We start from the raw sequence: 16,741 nt of genomic DNA on the forward strand, positions 1-16,741 counted from the left end.
AGACCTGGGGGTCACATGAAGTACGTACTGGGGATGACGGCTGCCTTGGCGCTGTCTCTCATGGTCGTTCCGGCAGCTTCGGCGGAGCCTGACTTCGCCACGATCGAGCTCACGAAGGTGTCCGGCTGGACCGGCCCGGAGGGTGGCTTCTGGAGCACCAGGGGCGGCATGCCGAACGCGCGGCAGAAGTTCGACGTCGACATCAGGAACGTCGCGGGTCACGGCGAGCAGGGCCTGGACCTGTTCATCTCGTTCCCGACCGACCGGCTCGACGTCACGGGCTACGCGGGCGACGGCTGGAACTGCTGGGACGTCAACGAAGGTGTTGGCGCCGAAGGCATCCGCTGCACGCAGGACCATGCGGTCGAGGACCGGCAGGCCTGGCCGAAGCTGACGGTCGAGACCAAGGCCTTCAGCATCTGGACGCAGGAGACGATCGACGTGTACGCCGAAGCCGACGGCCACGCGGAAGTGCACGCCGAGCAGTGGTTCGTCATCGACACCAGCACCTGATCGACCCTGTAGAGCGAAATCGGGCGGCACCGGCAAACCGGTGCCGCCCGCTTTCGCGTCAGGCGCCCGCGCCGCCGTCGACCGGCACGATCGCGCCGTTGACCATCGACGCCCGGTCGCTCAGCAGCCAGGCCGCCACCTCAGCGACCTCGTGCGGTTCGGCCATGCGACCGACGGGGCTCGTCGCGGTGATGTGCGCGGTGACGCCGGGGGTGGCCGCCTCCCACTGGTCGATCATCGCCGTCGCGGTGCCGCCAGGGGTGATGCCGTTGACCCGGATGCCTTCCTTGCCCCACGTCACGGCGGCGCTCTCGGTGAGGCTGTTGAGCGCGCGTTTCATGGCGCCGTAGGCGGGCAGCACCGGGTTCGCGCGGCGGCTGCCGATGCTGGAGGTGTTCACGATCGCGCCTCCGCCGTTGCTCCGCATGAGAGCCGCTTCGGCGGTCATGGCGGTCCAGTGGCCGCGGAAGTTCACCGCGAACTGCTCGTCGATCTCGTCGTCGGTGGTCGTGTCGAGCGGGCCGGGCTGCTGGACGACCGCGCCGTTGTTGAAGGCGCCGTCGAGGCGTCCGTGCAGCTTCTCGACCTCGTCGAGGGCGGAACGGATGCTCGCGCGGTCGGCGAGGTCCATCGTGATCGCGTCGGCGGTGCCGCCTTCGGCGCGGATCTCGGTGACGACGCGGGTCAGGGCGTCGGTGCCGCGGGCGGCCAGCACGACGGCCGCGCCTTCCCGGGAGAAGAGCCTGGCCGCGGCCTCGCCGATGCCCCGGCTGGCGCCGGTGACGAGCACGACCTTGCCGGTGAGAAGTCCGTTGTTGTTCATGACACCAGCGTCGGCCTCACCGGGAGGCTGAGACAGGCACAGGCTGTACCAGGCTGAGCCACCACCCGGCGCGGATACTCGGAGTATGGACAAGCAGCAGCTCGGTGCGTTCCTGCGGAGCCGGCGCGAGCGTCTCCGGCCGGAGGACGTCGGCCTTCCCGCAGGGCCGCGCCGCCGGACTTCCGGACTGCGCCGCGAGGAAGTGGCTGTTCTCGCGCACATCTCGACCGAGTACTACGTGCGTCTCGAACAGGGCCGGGCGCCGCGTCCGTCGGCCGAGGTGCTCGCGGGGCTGGCGGGCGCGCTGCGGCTCACGGACGCCGAGTCCGACCACCTCCACGTGCTCGCGGGTACGGCGCCGAGTCGTACCGGGCGGCACCGGCGTGATGTCCGGCCCAGCATCCTCGCGTTGCTGGACCGGCTTCCGCAGACGGCCGGGTTCGTCATCTCGGCGGCGTTCGAGGTGCTCGCGTGCAACGACCTGATGGCCGCGTTGATGGAGGACTTCCGCGAACTCGCACCGCGGGACCGCAATCTCGCGCGCCGCGCGTTCCTAGGGCCGCAAGGGCTGTACGGGGTTTCGGACGCCACCGAGTTCCGACACCACGTCGTCATGCAGCTCCGGACGACTCTCGCGCGCTATCCGGCCGATCCCGTGGTGTCCGGGCTCGTGGACGAACTGCGCGAGGGCAGTCCGGAGTTCGCGCGGCTGTGGGAGCGGCACGACGTGCAAGGGGAGACGGTGCTCACGAAGACCTTCCGGCACCCGCTCGTCGGAGAGATCACCGTCGACTGCGACTCGCTCGCACTCACGGACCGCGACCAGAACCTCGTGCTCTACAGCGCGCCGACCGGATCTCGCGACGCGGAGGCGTTGGCGTTGCTGAACGTGCTGGGAGCACAGGACTTCTCGGGTTCGAGCTCCTAAGCGACGACGACCTCGACGCCCGCCGCCCGCAACCGGTCGAGCTCCTCTGCGGGCGCGGAGGAGTCGGTGATCAGCACGTGCACGTCGGAGATGGCGGCGATGCGGGAGAACGCGCGCTTGCCGACCTTCGACCCGTCCGCGAGCACGACCACCTTGTCGGCGGTGCGCAGCAGGCAGTTGTCGGTCTGCGCCTCGACCTCGTCGTGGGTGGCGATGCCGGTGCGGGCGTCGATGCCGTCGACGCCGAGGAAGACCAGGTCCAGGCTGATGCCGGCGAGGGCGCGGTCGGCAAGCGGGCCCACCAGTTCGTAGCTCTCCGGGCGCACGCCGCCGCCGGTGACCACCAGGTCGATCAACGGGCGTGGGCACAGGTCCGAGGCGATGTTGAGCGCGTTCGTCACGACCTTCAACGGCCTGGAGACCGCGAGCAGGCGCGCGAGTTCGGTGGTCGTCGTGCCGCCGTTGAGGCCGACCGAGTGGACGGACTCGGTCACGAACCGCGCGGCCGCCTCGGCGATCTGGCGCTTCTCCTCGCGACGGCCCACCCGGTAGCGCAGCGGCAGCTCGTAGATGACCTCGACCGCGACCGCGCCACCGTGGGTGCGCTTGAGCAGCTTCTGCTCTTCCAACGACTGGAGGTCGCGGCGGATCGAGGCGACGGACGTGTCCAGATCTTCCGCGAGCCCGGTCACGCTCACCGAGCCCGCGTCCGCGAGCTTCCCCAGGATCGCAGCAAGACGCTGCTCTTGACGCATCCGATCACTATAGCGCATGAATCATGCTCGATTTAGCACATATTGCGGCTTATTCACGCACCTTGCCTGCTCGTTATCTCGACGGCTCGCGCAAGTGCCGCTGCTTCGACGAGGGTGGGCTGCGTGGCCACTCCCCCGGCCCCGCGCGTCGACAACGCGCCCGCGGCGGCACCGAGTGCCATGGCGGCGCGGAGATCCTGCTCGTTCAGCCAGCCCGCGAGGAAGCCCGCGTCGAACGAGTCACCGGCGCCGACCGTGTCCACCGGCTCCACGGCGGGCAGACGCGCACTGATCCGCTCCTGCCCTTGCAGCGCGACGCAACCATCCCCGCCCGCTTTGACGACGGGCACAGGGCCGGCGGCCGCGAGCACCGGCAGCGGGTCGGAAGAACCGGTCAGCGCGACCGCCTCGGCCTGGTTGGGCAGCACGAAGGTGCACTGCGCCAACAGATCCGGATGCAACGCCCAGCCACCCGACGGGTCGTCGTTCGTGTCGAGCGAGGTGGTGGCACCGGAACCGCGAGCCGCCCGGAACACCTCGGGCAGACCGGCGGCGAGACGGGGCTGCAGGAAGTACGACGCCGAGTGCACGTGCCGGGCCGCCGTCTCGGGGACGTGCTCGGGCCCGAACGCCGCCAGACATCCCTGCGCCGTCAGGATCGCCCGGTCTCCGCCGGCCCGGTTGAGGCAGACGGTCAACGCCGTCGGCAGGTCCGGGTGGCGGACGCAAGCGCTGATGTCGACGCCCGCGGACTTCAGCTCGTCCAGCACGAAGTCGCCCGCCGCGTCCCGGCCGACCATCGCCGCGAGACCGACGGCCAGGCCGAGCCGGGCGGCGCCGTGCGCGACGATGGCCGCCGATCCTCCGAGCGTGAGAACCCCTTGCTCCACCAGGGTTTCCGCCTGGCCGTACGCGGGAGTGCCCGGTGCCCCGAAGACGAGCACGTCCGGGTTCGCGTCTCCGATCACGAGGAGGTCGAGCATCAGGCGCCTCGCAGAGCGACGGGCAGCAGGTCTCCGTGCGCGGCTGTCATGGCCGCGACGAGGTCGCTGATCTGGTCGACGGTGAGGGCCGCGGCGGTCGCCGGATCGCACAACGCGGCGTGCCGGACGTGGTCCGGATTGCCTTCCACGGCTGCGGCCACGGTCAGGTCGACCACGTTGAGGAAGCTCCGGTTCACGGCGGCCAGCTGGCGGGGCAGGTCGCCGACGCGGTGCGGGTGCACGCCGAGCCGGTCGAGAGTGGCGGGCACCTCCACGGCGGCGCCCTGCGGCAGGTTGGAGATCAGTCCGTGGTTCGCGACGTTGACCTGGATCGTGCGCTGCCGCCCGGTGACCAGGCTGTGGATCACCTGCGGCGCGTACTCGACGGCGTCGTCGGCCAGCGGGGGCAACGGCTCCCCCGCCGCGAGTGCGTCCCGAGTCTTCTCATACGTGGCAACGTTCTCGGCGCTGATCGTCGCGTAGTCGCGGACCGGGATGCGCAGACGCTCCACTTCGGACTGATGCCGCAGGTACCACGGCACGTACTCGGAGGAGTGCTCGCTGGTCTCGGTCGGGTAGCGGCCGAGCCTGCGGTACAGGTCGACGCGGACGCGGCGGGCCAGCTCCGGGTCGGCCGCGATGGCGGCGTCGAGCGCCGGGTAGAGGTCACGGCTCTCGTGCTGCCACCGCAGGATCCACGCCTGGTGGTTCACACCCGCGGACAGGAAGTCGACTTCCTCGTGCGGGACGCCGACCAGTGCGCTCAGGTCGTGGATCGTCCAGTACACCGAGTGGCAGAGGCCGACCGCCTTCAGCCGCGGGGCGACGGTCGCGAGGTACTGGATGTTCATCGCCATCGGGTTGGTGTAGTTCAGCAGCCACGCGTCCGGGCACACCGCGAGCATGTCGGCGGCGAGCCCCTCCAGGAACGGGAAGGTGCGCAGCCCCCGGAAGATCCCGCCGATGCCGAGCGTGTCCCCGATGGTCTGCCGCAGGCCGAACGACTCCGGCACGTCGAAGTCCCGCAACGTCGCCGAGTGACCGCCGATCGCGACCATGTTGACGACGACGTCCGCACCCTCCAACGCTTCTCGGCGCGACAGCGAGGTGCGGATGTGCGCACCGCCGGCCAGCCGGGCCAGTGCCGCCGCGACCTCCAGCCGTTCCGGATCGATGTCGTGCAGCGAGATCGTGCAGCCGGCGAGCTCCGGGAACGTCAGGACGTCGCGGAGGAGCTGGCGGGTGAACTCGACGGAACCCGCGCCCACGAACGCGATGGTGAACATTGATCAGCCTTCCAGTACCCGGATGAGCCGAGCGACCTCGGCGGACATGGCCTCACGACCGGCGCCGAGGTAGCGCCGGGGGTCGACGAGCGTCGGGTGGTCGTCGAGCACGGTCCGCACGCTCGCGGTGAAGTGCTTGTTGAGCTGCGTGGCGATGTTGATCTTCCACATCCCGGAGCGCACGGCGGCCGCGAGGCTCTCGTCGGCGACACCGGACGACCCGTGCAGCACCAGCGGCACCGGCACGGCCTGGTGCAGCAACGCGATCAGCTCGAAGTCGAGCTCGGCGTCGCGGGTCAGCATGGCGTGCGACGACCCGACCGCGACGGCGAGGAAGTCCACCCCGGTCGCCGCCACGTACGCGGCGGCGTCGTCCGGGTCGGTGCGCACGCCCGGTGCGTGCACGCCGTCCTTCCCACCGATCTCACCGAGTTCCGCCTCGACGCCGACACCGGACTCGTGACATAGGCGCACGACTTCGGCGGTGCGGGCGACGTTCTCCTCGTGCGGGCACGCGGAGGCGTCGAACATCACGGACCCGAACCCGATCCGCACGGCCTCGCGCACGAGGTCCTCGGACGTCGCGTGGTCGAGGTGCACCGCGATCGGGGTGGACGCGGACGCGGCGACCGACAGCGCGGCGGCACCGATCGGACGCAGAGACCCGTGGTAGCGCACAGCGTTCTCGCTGATCTGCAGCACCACGGAAGCGCCTGTCTCCTGCGCCGCGGCGGCGATCGCCTCGGCGTGCTCGACCTGGATCACGTTGAACGCGGGCACCTGTGCGGGCCCGCCGATCATCTCTCGAAGCTGGACCAACGGCATGTTCTAGTCCTCGTGAACTTTCCTGGGCGTGATGTCCGCCCGGTGCTGGTCGTAGAAGGCGCGGTCGAAGTCGCCGGCGAGCGGGGCGCGCACGGCGGCGGCCGACAACGCGACCGCTTCGGCGAGGCGTCGCGGCCACGGCAGGTTCCATGAGGCGACCAGCGCGGCGACGGCGGCGTCACCGGCCCCGGTCGGATTGCCCGTGATCACCTCGGGCGGAGCCGCCGTCCACACGCCCTCGGAGGTGTACGCGGTCATCCCTTGTGCGCCATCGGACACGAGTGCGGCGACCGCGCCGAGAGCGAGCGGATCGTCCTTTTCGGACGCTGCCGTGAGCTCACCGCGGTTCGGGGTGATGACGGCGGGTCCTGCGGAGGCTCCCGCCGCCAGCGCGGGCCCGTCCGCGTCCAGCACCACCGGCACGGACGTCGTGCGCACGAGCGTCGCGTAGGCGTCGACCGGCAGTCCTTTCGGCAGTGACCCGGACAGCACGACGACGTCGGCGACGACGGCGAGTTCCCGGTAGTGGCCGAGGAACTCCGCCCACTCCCCGGACGTGACCGACGGGCCGGGTTCGGCGAAGAGCGTGGCCTGCCCCGACTCGGCGACCACGGTGACCGTGCGCCGGGTCTCCCCCGCGATCGGGAACATGGCCTGTGGCACACCGGAAAGCACCAGGTCGTCGCGCAGCGCCACACCCGCGCCGCCACCCGCCAGCCCAGTGGCGAGCACGGGCACACCAAGCGCGTGCAGCACTCGTGCCACGTTGACGCCCTTGCCGCCCGCACGGACGGCGACGTCGGTGACGCGGTGGGTGGCGCCCGGCCGCAGCGCGCCGACCCGGTAGGTGACGTCCAGTGCCGCGTTGAGCGTGACGGTCAACGCCCTCATGGCGTGCCGTCGAGGATCACCGACCGGGTCAGGTTGCGCGGGGTGTCGGGGTGCAGGCCCCGCAGCAGCGCCACCTCCACGGCGAGCCGGTGCACCGCGACGAGTTCGGCGAGCGGGTCGCGGTCTCGGGCGATCCACCGTCCGCCGACGCCGGTGACGTCGAGTTCGAGGCCTTCCGGCGCCGTGCCGAACACCCAGACCAGCGAGCTCTCGTCGGTGATCGCGATCGGCCCGTGCCGGTACTCGGCTGCCGGGTAGGACTCGGCCCAGCTCAGCGACGCCTCGCGCATCTTCAGCGCGGCCTCGGCGGCCAGTCCGGTGGTCCAGGGCGCGCCGCCGAGGAAGGTGAACTGGTTGCGCTCCACCAGGTCCGGGGTCAGCGGGTCGGCGAGAGCCTGTTCGGCGTCGAGGATCGCGCGCTCCAGTCGTTCGCCGAGGTGGGCGCGCAGCAGGACGAGCGCGGTCGTCGCGAACCGCGTCTGGACGACGGAGCGTTCGTCGGCGAACTCCAGCGCGACCACCTGGTCGGCCAGCTCGGTGACCGGGGTGCCGGGGGTGCCGACGATGGCCGTCGTGGGCACCCGCAGCCGCCGCAGCACGTCGATCACCTCGGTCGTGGTGCCGGACCGGGACAGCGCCACGACGCGGTCGTAGGTGCGGCTGAACGGGAACTCCGAGGCGGCGAACGCGTCGGTCTCGCCCAGTCCCTCGTCCTCTCGCAGCCGGGCGTAGGCCTGGGCCATGAAGAACGACGTGCCGCAGCCGACCACCGCGACGCGCTCACCGGGTGCGGGCAGGGCGGCGACGACGGCGGGGTCGGTGGCGAGTGCGACGGCCCGGCGCCAGCACGCGGGTTGGGACGCGATCTCGGCGGTGGTGTGCAGCTGCGCGGCGGAACTGGTGTGCATGGCGGATTCCTTTGGTTGTTCAGTCACTTGATGCCCGCTGCGGCCACCGACCGCACGAAGAACCGCTGGGCGAAGAAGAAGACGAGCAGGACGGGCAGCTGGCTCAGCACCGTGCCGGCCATGAGCTTCGGCCAGTTGGTGGTGTGCGCGCCCTGGAAGCTCTGCAGTCCCAGTTGGACGGTCATGACCTCTGGGCTCTGCACCGCGATGAGCGGCCACAGGAAGTCGTTCCAGGTCTGCAGGAACGTGAGCACGGCGAGGGTCGCGAGGGTGGGTCGCATCAGCGGGAGCAGCACCTGCAGCAACGTCCGCAGCCGGCTCGCGCCATCGATCCGCGCGGCCTCCTCCAGCTCCCTGGGCAGGGTCGTGAAGAACTGCCGCATCAGGAACACCCCGAACGCGGTGGCCAGGTTCGGCGCGATCAGCGCGCCGAGGGTGTCGATCAGCCCGAGCGACCGCATCATGATCAGCAGCGGCAGCATGACGATCTGGAACGGCACCATCAGCGTCGCGAGCATGAGGACGAACGCGACCTTGCTGCCGAAGAACGGGATGCGTGCGAACGCGTAGCCCGCCAGCGAGCAGAGCAGCAGGTTGCCGGCCACGCAGACGACGGACACGACGAAGCTGTTGACCAGCCACGATCCCAGCGGCGCGTCCCGCATCGCCGCGAGGTAGTTCTCCCACTCGATCCCGCTCGGCAGGCCGGGCGGGAAGCGGCGTGACTCCTCCCGGGTGGACACCGACACCAGCAGCATCCACACCAGCGGCGTCACCATGACGACGGACAGCGGGAACAGGATCAGGTGCAGAGCGCTGGGCCTTCTCATCGAACCTCGTAGTGCGACGTGCGGCGGTTGAACCGCAGCTGGGCCAGGGTGAACACGCCGATGATCAGGAACACCGCGCAGCCGATCGCCGCCGCGTACCCGCCGTCGAAGCTGACGAACGCCTCGTTGTAGAGGTGGTAGACGAGCACGGTGGTCGCGCGCAGCGGTCCGCCCTTGGTCGTCACGTAGACCGCGTCGAAGAGCTGCAGGCCGTTGATCGTGAGCCACACCAGGAGAAAGCCCGTGGCGGGCGCCACCAGCGGAAGTTCGACGTGCCAGAACGACCGGGCCCGGCCACAGCCGTCCAAAGAGGACGCTTCGAGCAGGTCCTTCGGCACGTTCTGCAGTGCCGCCAGGTAGATGATGACCGCGAACCCGAGCCAGCCCCACACCGTCATCGCCACGACGGCGAACAGCGCCTGGCCGGGATCGGAGAAGAACCCCTGCTTCGGCAGTCCCACCGCGTCCAGCGCGGCGTTGACCAGCCCGAACTGCGGGTTCGCCAGCCAGCTGAACATGATGCCGGTCGCGACCGTCGAGGTCACCAGCGGCACGGACACGGCGAGGCGGTAGAACACGACTCCGCGGATCTGCTGGTTGAGCATCACCGCGATCGGCAACGCGAGCGCGAGCGTGATCGGCACGAACAGCACGACGTAGACCAGCGTGCGCCTGGCCGCGTCCCAGAACAGCGGGTCGGCGACGAGCTTGGCGTAGTTGTCGCCGCCCGCGAACGTGCCCGGCGAGGTGAGGTCGGTGTGCTGGAAGGACAGCACGATCGACCACACCACGGGGACGAGGCCGAACACGCCGATCAGGATCACCGCGGGCGCGGCGAACCCCCACCCGGCGGTGTGGTCGGCCAGCCGGCGTCGGTCGAGCGTCATGAGCCCGCCAGCACCTGGTCGACCTCGGTCCGCGCCTGGTCGAGCGCGGCCTGGGGTTCGGCCTGGCCGAGCAGGACCGACTGCACGGCGGTGCCGAGGACCTGCGAGATCTTCGGGTACTGCGGGATGTTCGGCCGCGACTTCGTCACGTTCTTCGCGAGGTTGTCGACGAACACCTTGGTGCCGGGGTACTTGGCCTCGAACTCGGCGTAGCCCGCGAGGTCCACTTCGGACTGCCGGATCGGCAGGTGACCGGTCTCCATGGCGAACTCCAGGTGGACCTCCGCCGAGAGCAGCCACTTCAGGAACGGCAACGCGTTGTTGCGACCGTTTTCACCGAACACGACAAACGTGTCCGGACCGGCGATCGTCGCGTGGGTGACCTTGCCGGGCAGGATCTGCACGCCGTAGGAGACGTCCTCGTTGATGGAGCCGAGGTCCCACGGGCCCGTCCACAGCATGCCGATGCGGCCGGAGTTGAAGAGGTTGAGGTACTGCTGGTCGCCCGCGTCCAGGTACACCGACTTGTCCGTGACGGCCATGTCGCGCAACAACTGCATGGCCTGCCGGCCGGCGTCGGAGGCGAACGCGGCCTTCTTGCCGTCCGGGGCGAGCAGGTCGCCTCCGGCCTGCCAGAGCAGGGCGAGGAACCGCCAGACGGTGTCCTCGGTGCCGTCGTTGACGTAGGCCCAGCCGAACTTGCCGTCGGAGGTGAGCTTCTGCGCGGCGGACCGGAAGTCGTCCCACGTCCAGGACTCGGTCGGGTGCGCGATCTTGGCCTCGTCGAACAGCTTCTTGTTGTAGACGAGCGAGAGGTTGTCGACGAGCGCGGGGACGCCGTAGATCTTCCCGTCCACCGTCGCGGCCTCCCGGCCCGCCGGGAACAGGTCGTCCCAGCGGAACTCCGCGTCCCCGCGCAGCGCGTCGGTCAGGTCCTGCGTCTGCGGGCGGCCGGTGAGCCCGGTGATCGAGGAGCCGTACTGGTAGGCGACCTCCGGCGGGTTGCCCGATGCGAAGGACGCCAGCGTCTTCTGCAGCACGTTGTCGTTGCCGCCGTTGAACACCAGCTCGACCTGCCGGTCGGGGTGCGTGGTGTTCCAGCGCGCCGCGAGCTTGTCGAACGCGGCGGCCTCCTTGTCGGTGTAGCCGTGCCACACCTTCACCTTGCCGTTCCCGCCGGAGCCCGTTCCGCACGCGGCCGTCATGACGAGCGCGGCACCCATCGTGAGCACCGTGCGGCGACTGAGCCCTCTGCCGTCCGCCATGTCGACTCCCTCGCTTCGTGGATGCGGCTGTGTGGTCGCGAACACTAAGCGCGAATCGCTCAAACAAGCAAGAGTTGTGACCGATTGAGATTGCTTACTGGCCCGTTACGCCGGTTATCGCTAGAGTCGCTCACACTCAATCACCACTTGTGAGCGATCAAGGAGTTTGGCGCCTATGACCTCCCCTGCCCGCGCCCTCGCCGGGACCGCGTTAGCCGCAGTCGCGCTGGCTGCCTGCGTGGCCGGACCCCTGACCTCGTCCGGCCAGGCGGCCGCCGCGTTCGAGCTCCCCCCTGTCAACGCGGTGCTCGACTACCAGCTCGGTGCCGCGTACACGCCACCCCAGGGCGTGAACCTCGTGACGCGCGACAGCACGGCCACCACCGCGCCCGGCATCTACAACATCTGTTACGTCAACGGGTTCCAGACACAACCCGGGGACCGCAACGTCTGGCTGAACCAGCGCGGTCACCTGATCCTCAAGGACTCGTCGGGCAAGCCGATCATCGACCCGAACTGGCCGGACGAGTTCCTGCTCGACACGTCGACGTCGGCCAAGCGCACCGAGCTCGCCGGCATCATCGGCGGCACCATCGACCAGTGCGCGACCAAGGGCTTCAAGGCCGTCGAGGTGGACAACCTCGACTCCTACCTGCGGTCCAAGGGCAAGCTGAGCGTGAGCAACAACCTCGCCTACGCGAAGCTGCTCGCCGACCGCTCGCACAACCGAGGCCTCGCCATCGGCCAGAAGAACTCGGCCGAGCAGGCCGCCCGAGGACGCTCCGAGGTCGGTTTCGACTTCGCGGTCTCCGAGGAATGCCACCGCTGGGAAGAGTGCTCGTCGTACTCCGACGTGTACAACGAGCACGTGATGGACATCGAGTACACCGATGACCTGCGCGGCACGTTCGAGGACGTGTGCAACGACCCGGACACCCCTGCCACCACGACGTTGCGCGACCGCTACCTCGTCGGGCCCGGCCAGTCCGGGTACGCGTTCGACCACTGCTGACAGGACCGGGGTGGCGGTGCACGCCGCCACCCCGGAGTTCATCCGGTCAGCACTTCACCCAATAACTCGGTGCGGACTGCCGGATCGTGCTGGTGGTGAAGGTGTTCCACAGCCCCAGAGGCTGGTGGGAGCCCAGCGCGTAGGTCTGGCCCAGGTTGGCGTAGGCGCGGCCGGCGACGGTGTGGGCATAGTTGCTCGCGGTGACGCACTGCGAGGTCGGCGGCGTGGTCGTGGTTGTGGTCGTCGTGGTGGTCGTGGGCGGTGGTCCGCTGGTGCTCAGCGCCTTGACCATGTTCACCACGGCGGTCATCTGCGGGCCGGTCCTGAGCGCGTACTGCGGCGACTGGTAGCCCCACCAGTCCCAGCAGCCGCGCGGGTTCCCGGTCATCGTGGTGGCCTGCGGATAGAGCACGATCATGTTGTTGGTGTCGGCGTACTCGTTGAGATAGGCCTTGTCCATCAACGCGTTGCCGACCAGACCGTAGTACTGGTAGCAGCCGTGCAGCGTCACCATGAGCTTGCACGGGCCGGTGTCGCACGCCCTTGGCACGTAAGCGAACCCCTCGCGTCCCATGCTGATCGACGCCGCGTTGCCGCCGGGCGCGTAGGCGTTCTGGTCGAACTGGACGAGCTTGCCGGACAACGTCGGGGCGGCGGCGTTCACCGGACCGAACAGGTGGCCCAGCATCTCCTTGACCGGGTCGGTCGTCCCGCACTTGTTGACGTACGGCGAAGTCGTGACACCGCAGGCGTTCGGGCCGATCGGGCTGACCCACGCGTGCCCGGCCGCACTGGTGTTGTTGTAGGCGACCCGCGCGCCGAAGTCGCGGTAGTAGGCGGCGAGATCGTCGTTCACCACGCGGTCGACCGTGTCGTCGGCGCTGCCGTGGAACAGCCACACCGGGTCGCCGGAGAGGTTCGCCGGAGGGTCGACCGTGCCCGCCGCCGCACGGGTGCGGGTCAGCTGTTCCAGCTCGGCGGGCGTCTTGCGCGGCTGGAAGGTGTCCATGCACGCGAGAAGCGCGGTGTTCACGTTGTTCTGCGCGCAGTCGTAGGCGCCGGCGGAGAAGATGCCCGCGCCCTGGAACACGCTGGAGTACGCGACGTGCAGCTGGTTGGCCAGGTAGCCGCCGGAGGACACACCGCTGACGTAGGTGCCCGTGATGTCGTACTTGGTGAGCGTGCCGGGCTGCGGTGGCGGGACCGCCGCGAGCGAGATCGACAGGGAAGCCGCGGCCAGGCCGGTGGCCGCCGCGAGTGTCACGAGAGCGTTCCTCAATCGCATGTGTTCGCCTCCGTCATTGCAGGCAGGACATGGGTTTGAGGTTAAGAGCCGATAACTGGACGGCACCACGTGTGCCGTCGCCACCTCGCGGCGCGGTCAGACGTCGAACCGCACCATTGACAGTAGGTTGGCCTGATGCGGACGTTCAGTCAGGTCGACGTGTTCACCGACGAGTTCATGAAGGGCAACGCACTCGCGGTCGTGCACGACGCGGAGGGCCTGTCCACGGAGGAGATGGCGGCGTTCGCGAACTGGACGAACCTCGCCGAGACCACGTTCCTGCTTCCTGCGACGGACCCCGCCGCCGACTACCGGGTGCGGATCTTCACGGTGAGCCGCGAGCTGCCGTTCGCGGGTCATCCGACGCTCGGATCCGCCCACGCGTGGCTGACCGCCGGGAACACCCCGCGCGACCCGGATCGGCTGGTGCAGGAGTGCGGCGCCGGGCTGGTCGTGGTGCGCCGCGACGGTACGCGGCTGGCGTTCGCCGCTCCCCCGCTCCTGCGCGGCGGGCCGGTGGAGAACGTGGGCGATCTGGCGGCGGCGCTGGCGATCGAGCCGGAGGAGATCGCTGACGCGCGGTGGGCCGACAACGGGCCGGGCTGGGTCGCGGTGCTGCTGCGTTCCGCTGACGCCGTGCTGGCGGTGCGGCCCGACTACCAGCGGTTCGGTGCGTTCAGGGGCATCGGGGTGGTCGGGCCGCACGCCGATGGTGGCGACGTGGCGTTCGAGGTGCGGGCGTTCGTCAACGAGGGCAGCCGGTTCGAGGAGGATCCGGTGACCGGCAGCCTCAACGCCTCGATCGCCCAGTGGTTGATTCCTGCGGGGATCGCGCGGCAGAATTACGTCGCGGCCCAGGGCACCGCGCTCGGACGACGCGGGCGAGTCCACCTCTCGCAGGACGGCGGCGAGATCTGGGTCGGCGGGAACATCGTGGTCGGCGTCACCGGACAGGTGGCGTTGTGATCGTCCTTTGAGGACACCCTACCCGTTCCGCGGGCGTGTCAAACGTTGTTCTTGATCGGCTTCTGGTGGACACTCGGGACGTGGTCACGGTATCCAGCTGGTTGCGTTCGCCGTGTCCCGCGCTGGTCGTTGACGCCGTCGGTGCGGTGCACGGCATGAACGACGCAGCCAAGTCGCTCTTTCCGGAACAGGTCGTACCGCCTAAGTGGCGGCACGGCGAGTCTGTGCACGTCGCGGAACGCAGCTATGCCGCGCATCGGGTCGACAACGAGGACGGCTCGGTCACCTGGTGGTTGCTCGACGAGACCGACCTGCTGCTGGAACGGGAGCGGGCCGCGCTGCTGGCACGGATGTCCAGCGCCCTGATGACGTCGCTCAACCCCGAGCGGTGCATGACCGTCGTCGCCGAACTCGCCGCCGCGCACCTCGCGGACGAGGCGCTGGTGATCGCTCCCCAGTCCGACCACGGCCACCCCGTCACGCGCTGCCTGCGCGGCGAGTCGCCGACGTACGAACTGCAGCACGTCGACGTCGAGGAGGTCATCGGACTCAGCGAGGCGTTGCGCGGCTTCCCGCCGGTGCCGTCGCGCTGGATCGACCCGGCCGCGGCACCCGGCTGGCTGGCTCAGGACGTGGTCTCGATCGTCGTCACTCCCCTGCCCGGCCACGGCGTGCCGGCCGGTGCGTTGATCCTCATCCGGCGGGACAAGCACTTCACCGACGACGAGGAGACGTTCGCGCGGCTGTTCGCCTCGCGGGCGGGCGTGGCCATCTCGGCGGCGAGCCTGTTCACCCAGCAGGCCGTGATCACCGATCGGCTCACGCGTGACCTGCTGCCGCCCGTGCTGCGCCGGTACGAGAAGGTCGAACTGGCCGGGCGCTACCGTGCGGCGGGCGACACCGAACGCGTCGGCGGCGACTTCTACGACGTGCACGAACTGCCGGACGACGAACTGTTCGTCGTCCTCGGCGACGTGTGCGGCAAAGGACTCGACGCGGCGGCACAGACCGGCAAGGTCCGCACGGCCGTGCATGCGCTTCTGCAGGTGGTGACCGACCACGACAAGGTGCTGCACGCCCTCAACCAGGCGCTGCTCACGACGGACCAGTCCCGCTTCATCACGACGGTCGTGGGCACCGTGCGTCCTGTGGACGAAGGTCTGCGCGTGACGCTGACCTCAGGCGGGCACCTGCCGCCGTTGATCGTGCGGGCGAACGGCACGGTCGAGGCGGCCAGGACCAAGGGCACGCTCGTCGGCATCCTGCCGCGGATCGTGACGGCCACCGACGAGGTGCTGCTGGCGCCCGGCGACTCGTGCCTGCTCTACACCGACGGCATCACCGAGGCCAACGGCGGTCCGCTGGGCGACGAGGAGTTCGGCGAGGACCGCCTGCACCGCGCTCTCACGGCCTGCGGCGGCATGCCGGCCGAGGCGCTGGTCGAACACGTGCACATGCTCGCCGCACAATGGGTCGGCAGCGGCACGCACGACGACATGGCGGTTCTCGCGATCACCGCGCCCCGCAGGAGGTCCTCGTGAAGGCGGTCGACGCCCTGTGGGAGGCCGCGCTCGACGGCGACGAGCACCGCGCGACCGACGTGGTGCTCGAAGCGGCGGCCGAGCACGGCCACGAGGTCGTGCTGCTCGACGTGGTCGGCGCGGTGCAGCACCGGGTCGGCCGGGAGTGGGCCGTGAACCGGATCAGCGTGGCGCAGGAGCACGCGATCACCGCGATCAACGACCGCGCGGTCACCGCGTTGTCGATCACCAGGCCCCGGCGGGAAGCGATCCACGGGCGCGTGACGGTGGCGTGCGTGGACGGCGAGTGGCACGCGTTGCCCGCGCGGTTGCTGGCGGAGGTGTTGTCGTTGCGCGGTTTCGCCGTCGACTACCTGGGCGCGCAGGTGCCGGCGCCGCACCTCATCACGTACCTGCACCGCACCAGCCCGGACGTGGTGGCGCTGTCGAGTTCGATCGCGACCCGGCTGCCGGTGGCGCATGCGACGATGACGGCGTGCCAGGCGACGGGTGTGCCGGTGATGGTGGGCGGCGCCGCGTTCGGCGTGGACGGCGTGTACGCGCGGCGGTTCGGCGCGAACGCGTGGGCCGCCGACGCCCGGTCCGCCGCGGACATGTTGCTGTCCCAGACGATTCAGCCGCCGAGCGCGCCGCACCAGCCCGTCGACGACCTGCCGCATCTCGCGGACCAGGAGTACACGCTGGTGACCCGCAGCGCCCGCGACCTCGTGCGGTCGGTGTACCGCGGCCTTGAGGAACGCGTGCCCGCCATGGGGTCCTACACCGACCAGCAGCGGCAGCACACGGCCGAGGATCTCGCGCACATCGTGGAGTACCTGGCGACCGCGCTGTACGTGGACGACGACTCGTTGTTCCGCGACTTCCTCTCCTGGACCGGCGAGGTGCTCAACGCCCGCGGGGTGCCGGCGCAGGTGCTGGAACCCGCCCTGGACCTACTCTCAGTACAACTTCGGGACTTTCCGCGCGCCCAGCGGATGCTCGCTGCACCCGATCGGTCACTGCCCGTGTGATTCCTTTGTGGACGGACAGTGCGCACTCGGCGT

17 protein-coding genes are annotated in these 16,741 nt (G+C 69.8%); 6 read left to right on the top strand and 11 right to left on the bottom strand.

Annotated features, from left to right (window positions below; all coding sequences use genetic code 11):
• Positions 1–15: 15 nt before the first annotated feature.
• Positions 16–513 carry a hypothetical protein gene (locus OG205_RS15830; protein ID WP_330277005.1) on the top strand — a complete coding sequence of 166 codons (498 nt, stop codon included), beginning with the start codon at positions 16–18 and terminating at the stop codon, positions 511–513.
• Between the two features lie 58 nt (positions 514–571).
• Here the strand turns inward: OG205_RS15830 and OG205_RS15835 are convergent, their stop codons facing one another.
• Complete coding sequence (locus OG205_RS15835) at positions 572–1,336, bottom strand: SDR family NAD(P)-dependent oxidoreductase (RefSeq protein ID WP_330277006.1); 765 nt, start codon at positions 1,334–1,336, stop codon at positions 572–574.
• Positions 1,337–1,421: 85 nt separating this feature from the next.
• Here OG205_RS15835 and OG205_RS15840 point away from each other — a divergent pair, with 85 nt between their 5' ends.
• Positions 1,422–2,264, top strand: coding sequence for a helix-turn-helix transcriptional regulator (locus OG205_RS15840; protein WP_330277007.1), 843 nt, complete (start codon positions 1,422–1,424; stop codon positions 2,262–2,264).
• Here the strand turns inward: OG205_RS15840 and OG205_RS15845 are convergent.
• Genes OG205_RS15845 through OG205_RS15885 form a run of 9 tightly spaced genes read right to left on the bottom strand, consistent with a single transcriptional unit; the run spans position 2,261 to position 10,894 of the window.
• Entirely contained in the window at positions 2,261–3,019 is a 759-nt protein-coding gene (locus tag OG205_RS15845) for a DeoR/GlpR family DNA-binding transcription regulator (protein ID WP_330277008.1), read from the bottom strand. The genes OG205_RS15840 and OG205_RS15845 overlap by 4 nt on opposite strands.
• A 53-nt stretch (positions 3,020–3,072) precedes the next feature.
• Complete coding sequence (locus tag OG205_RS15850) at positions 3,073–4,002, bottom strand: carbohydrate kinase family protein (RefSeq protein ID WP_330277009.1); 930 nt, start codon at positions 4,000–4,002, stop codon at positions 3,073–3,075.
• Positions 4,002–5,288 (bottom strand): alpha-glucosidase/alpha-galactosidase, encoded by a 1,287-nt coding sequence (locus OG205_RS15855; protein ID WP_330277010.1) that lies wholly within the window; start codon positions 5,286–5,288, stop codon positions 4,002–4,004. The genes OG205_RS15850 and OG205_RS15855 overlap by 1 nt, the downstream gene beginning before the upstream one ends.
• 3 nt (positions 5,289–5,291) lie before the next feature.
• Positions 5,292–6,113, bottom strand: coding sequence for a class II fructose-bisphosphate aldolase (locus OG205_RS15860; RefSeq protein WP_330277011.1), 822 nt, complete (start codon positions 6,111–6,113; stop codon positions 5,292–5,294).
• 3 nt (positions 6,114–6,116) lie between these two features.
• Positions 6,117–7,004: a 1-phosphofructokinase family hexose kinase gene (locus OG205_RS15865; protein WP_330277012.1), complete on the bottom strand. Its 888-nt coding sequence runs from the start codon at positions 7,002–7,004 to the stop codon at positions 6,117–6,119.
• Positions 7,001–7,912, bottom strand: coding sequence for an SIS domain-containing protein (locus OG205_RS15870; protein ID WP_330277013.1), 912 nt, complete (start codon positions 7,910–7,912; stop codon positions 7,001–7,003). Before OG205_RS15870 ends, OG205_RS15865 begins: the two co-directional genes overlap by 4 nt.
• Before the next feature lie 23 nt (positions 7,913–7,935).
• Positions 7,936–8,742 (bottom strand): carbohydrate ABC transporter permease, encoded by an 807-nt coding sequence (locus OG205_RS15875; protein ID WP_330277014.1) that lies wholly within the window; start codon positions 8,740–8,742, stop codon positions 7,936–7,938.
• A complete protein-coding gene (locus OG205_RS15880; RefSeq protein ID WP_330277015.1) occupies positions 8,739–9,629 on the bottom strand; it encodes a carbohydrate ABC transporter permease in 891 nt (296 codons plus the stop codon). Before OG205_RS15880 ends, OG205_RS15875 begins: the two co-directional genes overlap by 4 nt.
• On the bottom strand, positions 9,626–10,894 hold the full coding sequence (locus tag OG205_RS15885) for an ABC transporter substrate-binding protein (protein WP_330277016.1): 1,269 nt from the start codon (positions 10,892–10,894) through the stop codon (positions 9,626–9,628). The genes OG205_RS15880 and OG205_RS15885 overlap by 4 nt, the downstream gene beginning before the upstream one ends.
• A gap of 175 nt (positions 10,895–11,069) precedes the next feature.
• On the opposite strand from OG205_RS15885, the gene OG205_RS15890 reads away from it, so the two are divergent.
• A complete protein-coding gene (locus OG205_RS15890; RefSeq protein ID WP_330277017.1) occupies positions 11,070–11,906 on the top strand; it encodes an endo alpha-1,4 polygalactosaminidase in 837 nt (278 codons plus the stop codon).
• Positions 11,907–11,952: 46 nt separating this feature from the next.
• Here OG205_RS15890 and OG205_RS15895 read toward each other — a convergent pair whose 3' ends face one another.
• The gene (locus OG205_RS15895) at positions 11,953–13,191 is read right to left on the bottom strand and encodes an extracellular catalytic domain type 2 short-chain-length polyhydroxyalkanoate depolymerase (RefSeq protein ID WP_330277018.1); all 1,239 of its coding nucleotides are present in this window, start codon (positions 13,189–13,191) and stop codon (positions 11,953–11,955) included.
• Between the two features lie 135 nt (positions 13,192–13,326).
• Between OG205_RS15895 and OG205_RS15900 the strand changes: the two genes are divergently transcribed.
• The 3 genes from OG205_RS15900 to OG205_RS15910 all read left to right on the top strand — a co-directional run bounded on the left by OG205_RS15900 (position 13,327) and on the right by OG205_RS15910 (position 16,708).
• Positions 13,327–14,157 (top strand): PhzF family phenazine biosynthesis protein, encoded by an 831-nt coding sequence (locus tag OG205_RS15900; protein WP_330277019.1) that lies wholly within the window; start codon positions 13,327–13,329, stop codon positions 14,155–14,157.
• Positions 14,158–14,312: 155 nt separating this feature from the next.
• Positions 14,313–15,698, top strand: coding sequence for a PP2C family protein-serine/threonine phosphatase (locus OG205_RS15905; RefSeq protein ID WP_330277020.1), 1,386 nt, complete (start codon positions 14,313–14,315; stop codon positions 15,696–15,698).
• Complete coding sequence (locus OG205_RS15910; protein WP_330277021.1) at positions 15,695–16,708, top strand: cobalamin B12-binding domain-containing protein; 1,014 nt, start codon at positions 15,695–15,697, stop codon at positions 16,706–16,708. The genes OG205_RS15905 and OG205_RS15910 overlap by 4 nt, the downstream gene beginning before the upstream one ends.
• Positions 16,709–16,741: the final 33 nt, after the last annotated feature.

The organism is Lentzea sp. NBC_00516, assembly GCF_036346835.1.
Classification (GTDB): Bacteria; Actinomycetota; Actinomycetes; order Mycobacteriales; family Pseudonocardiaceae; genus Lentzea; species Lentzea sokolovensis.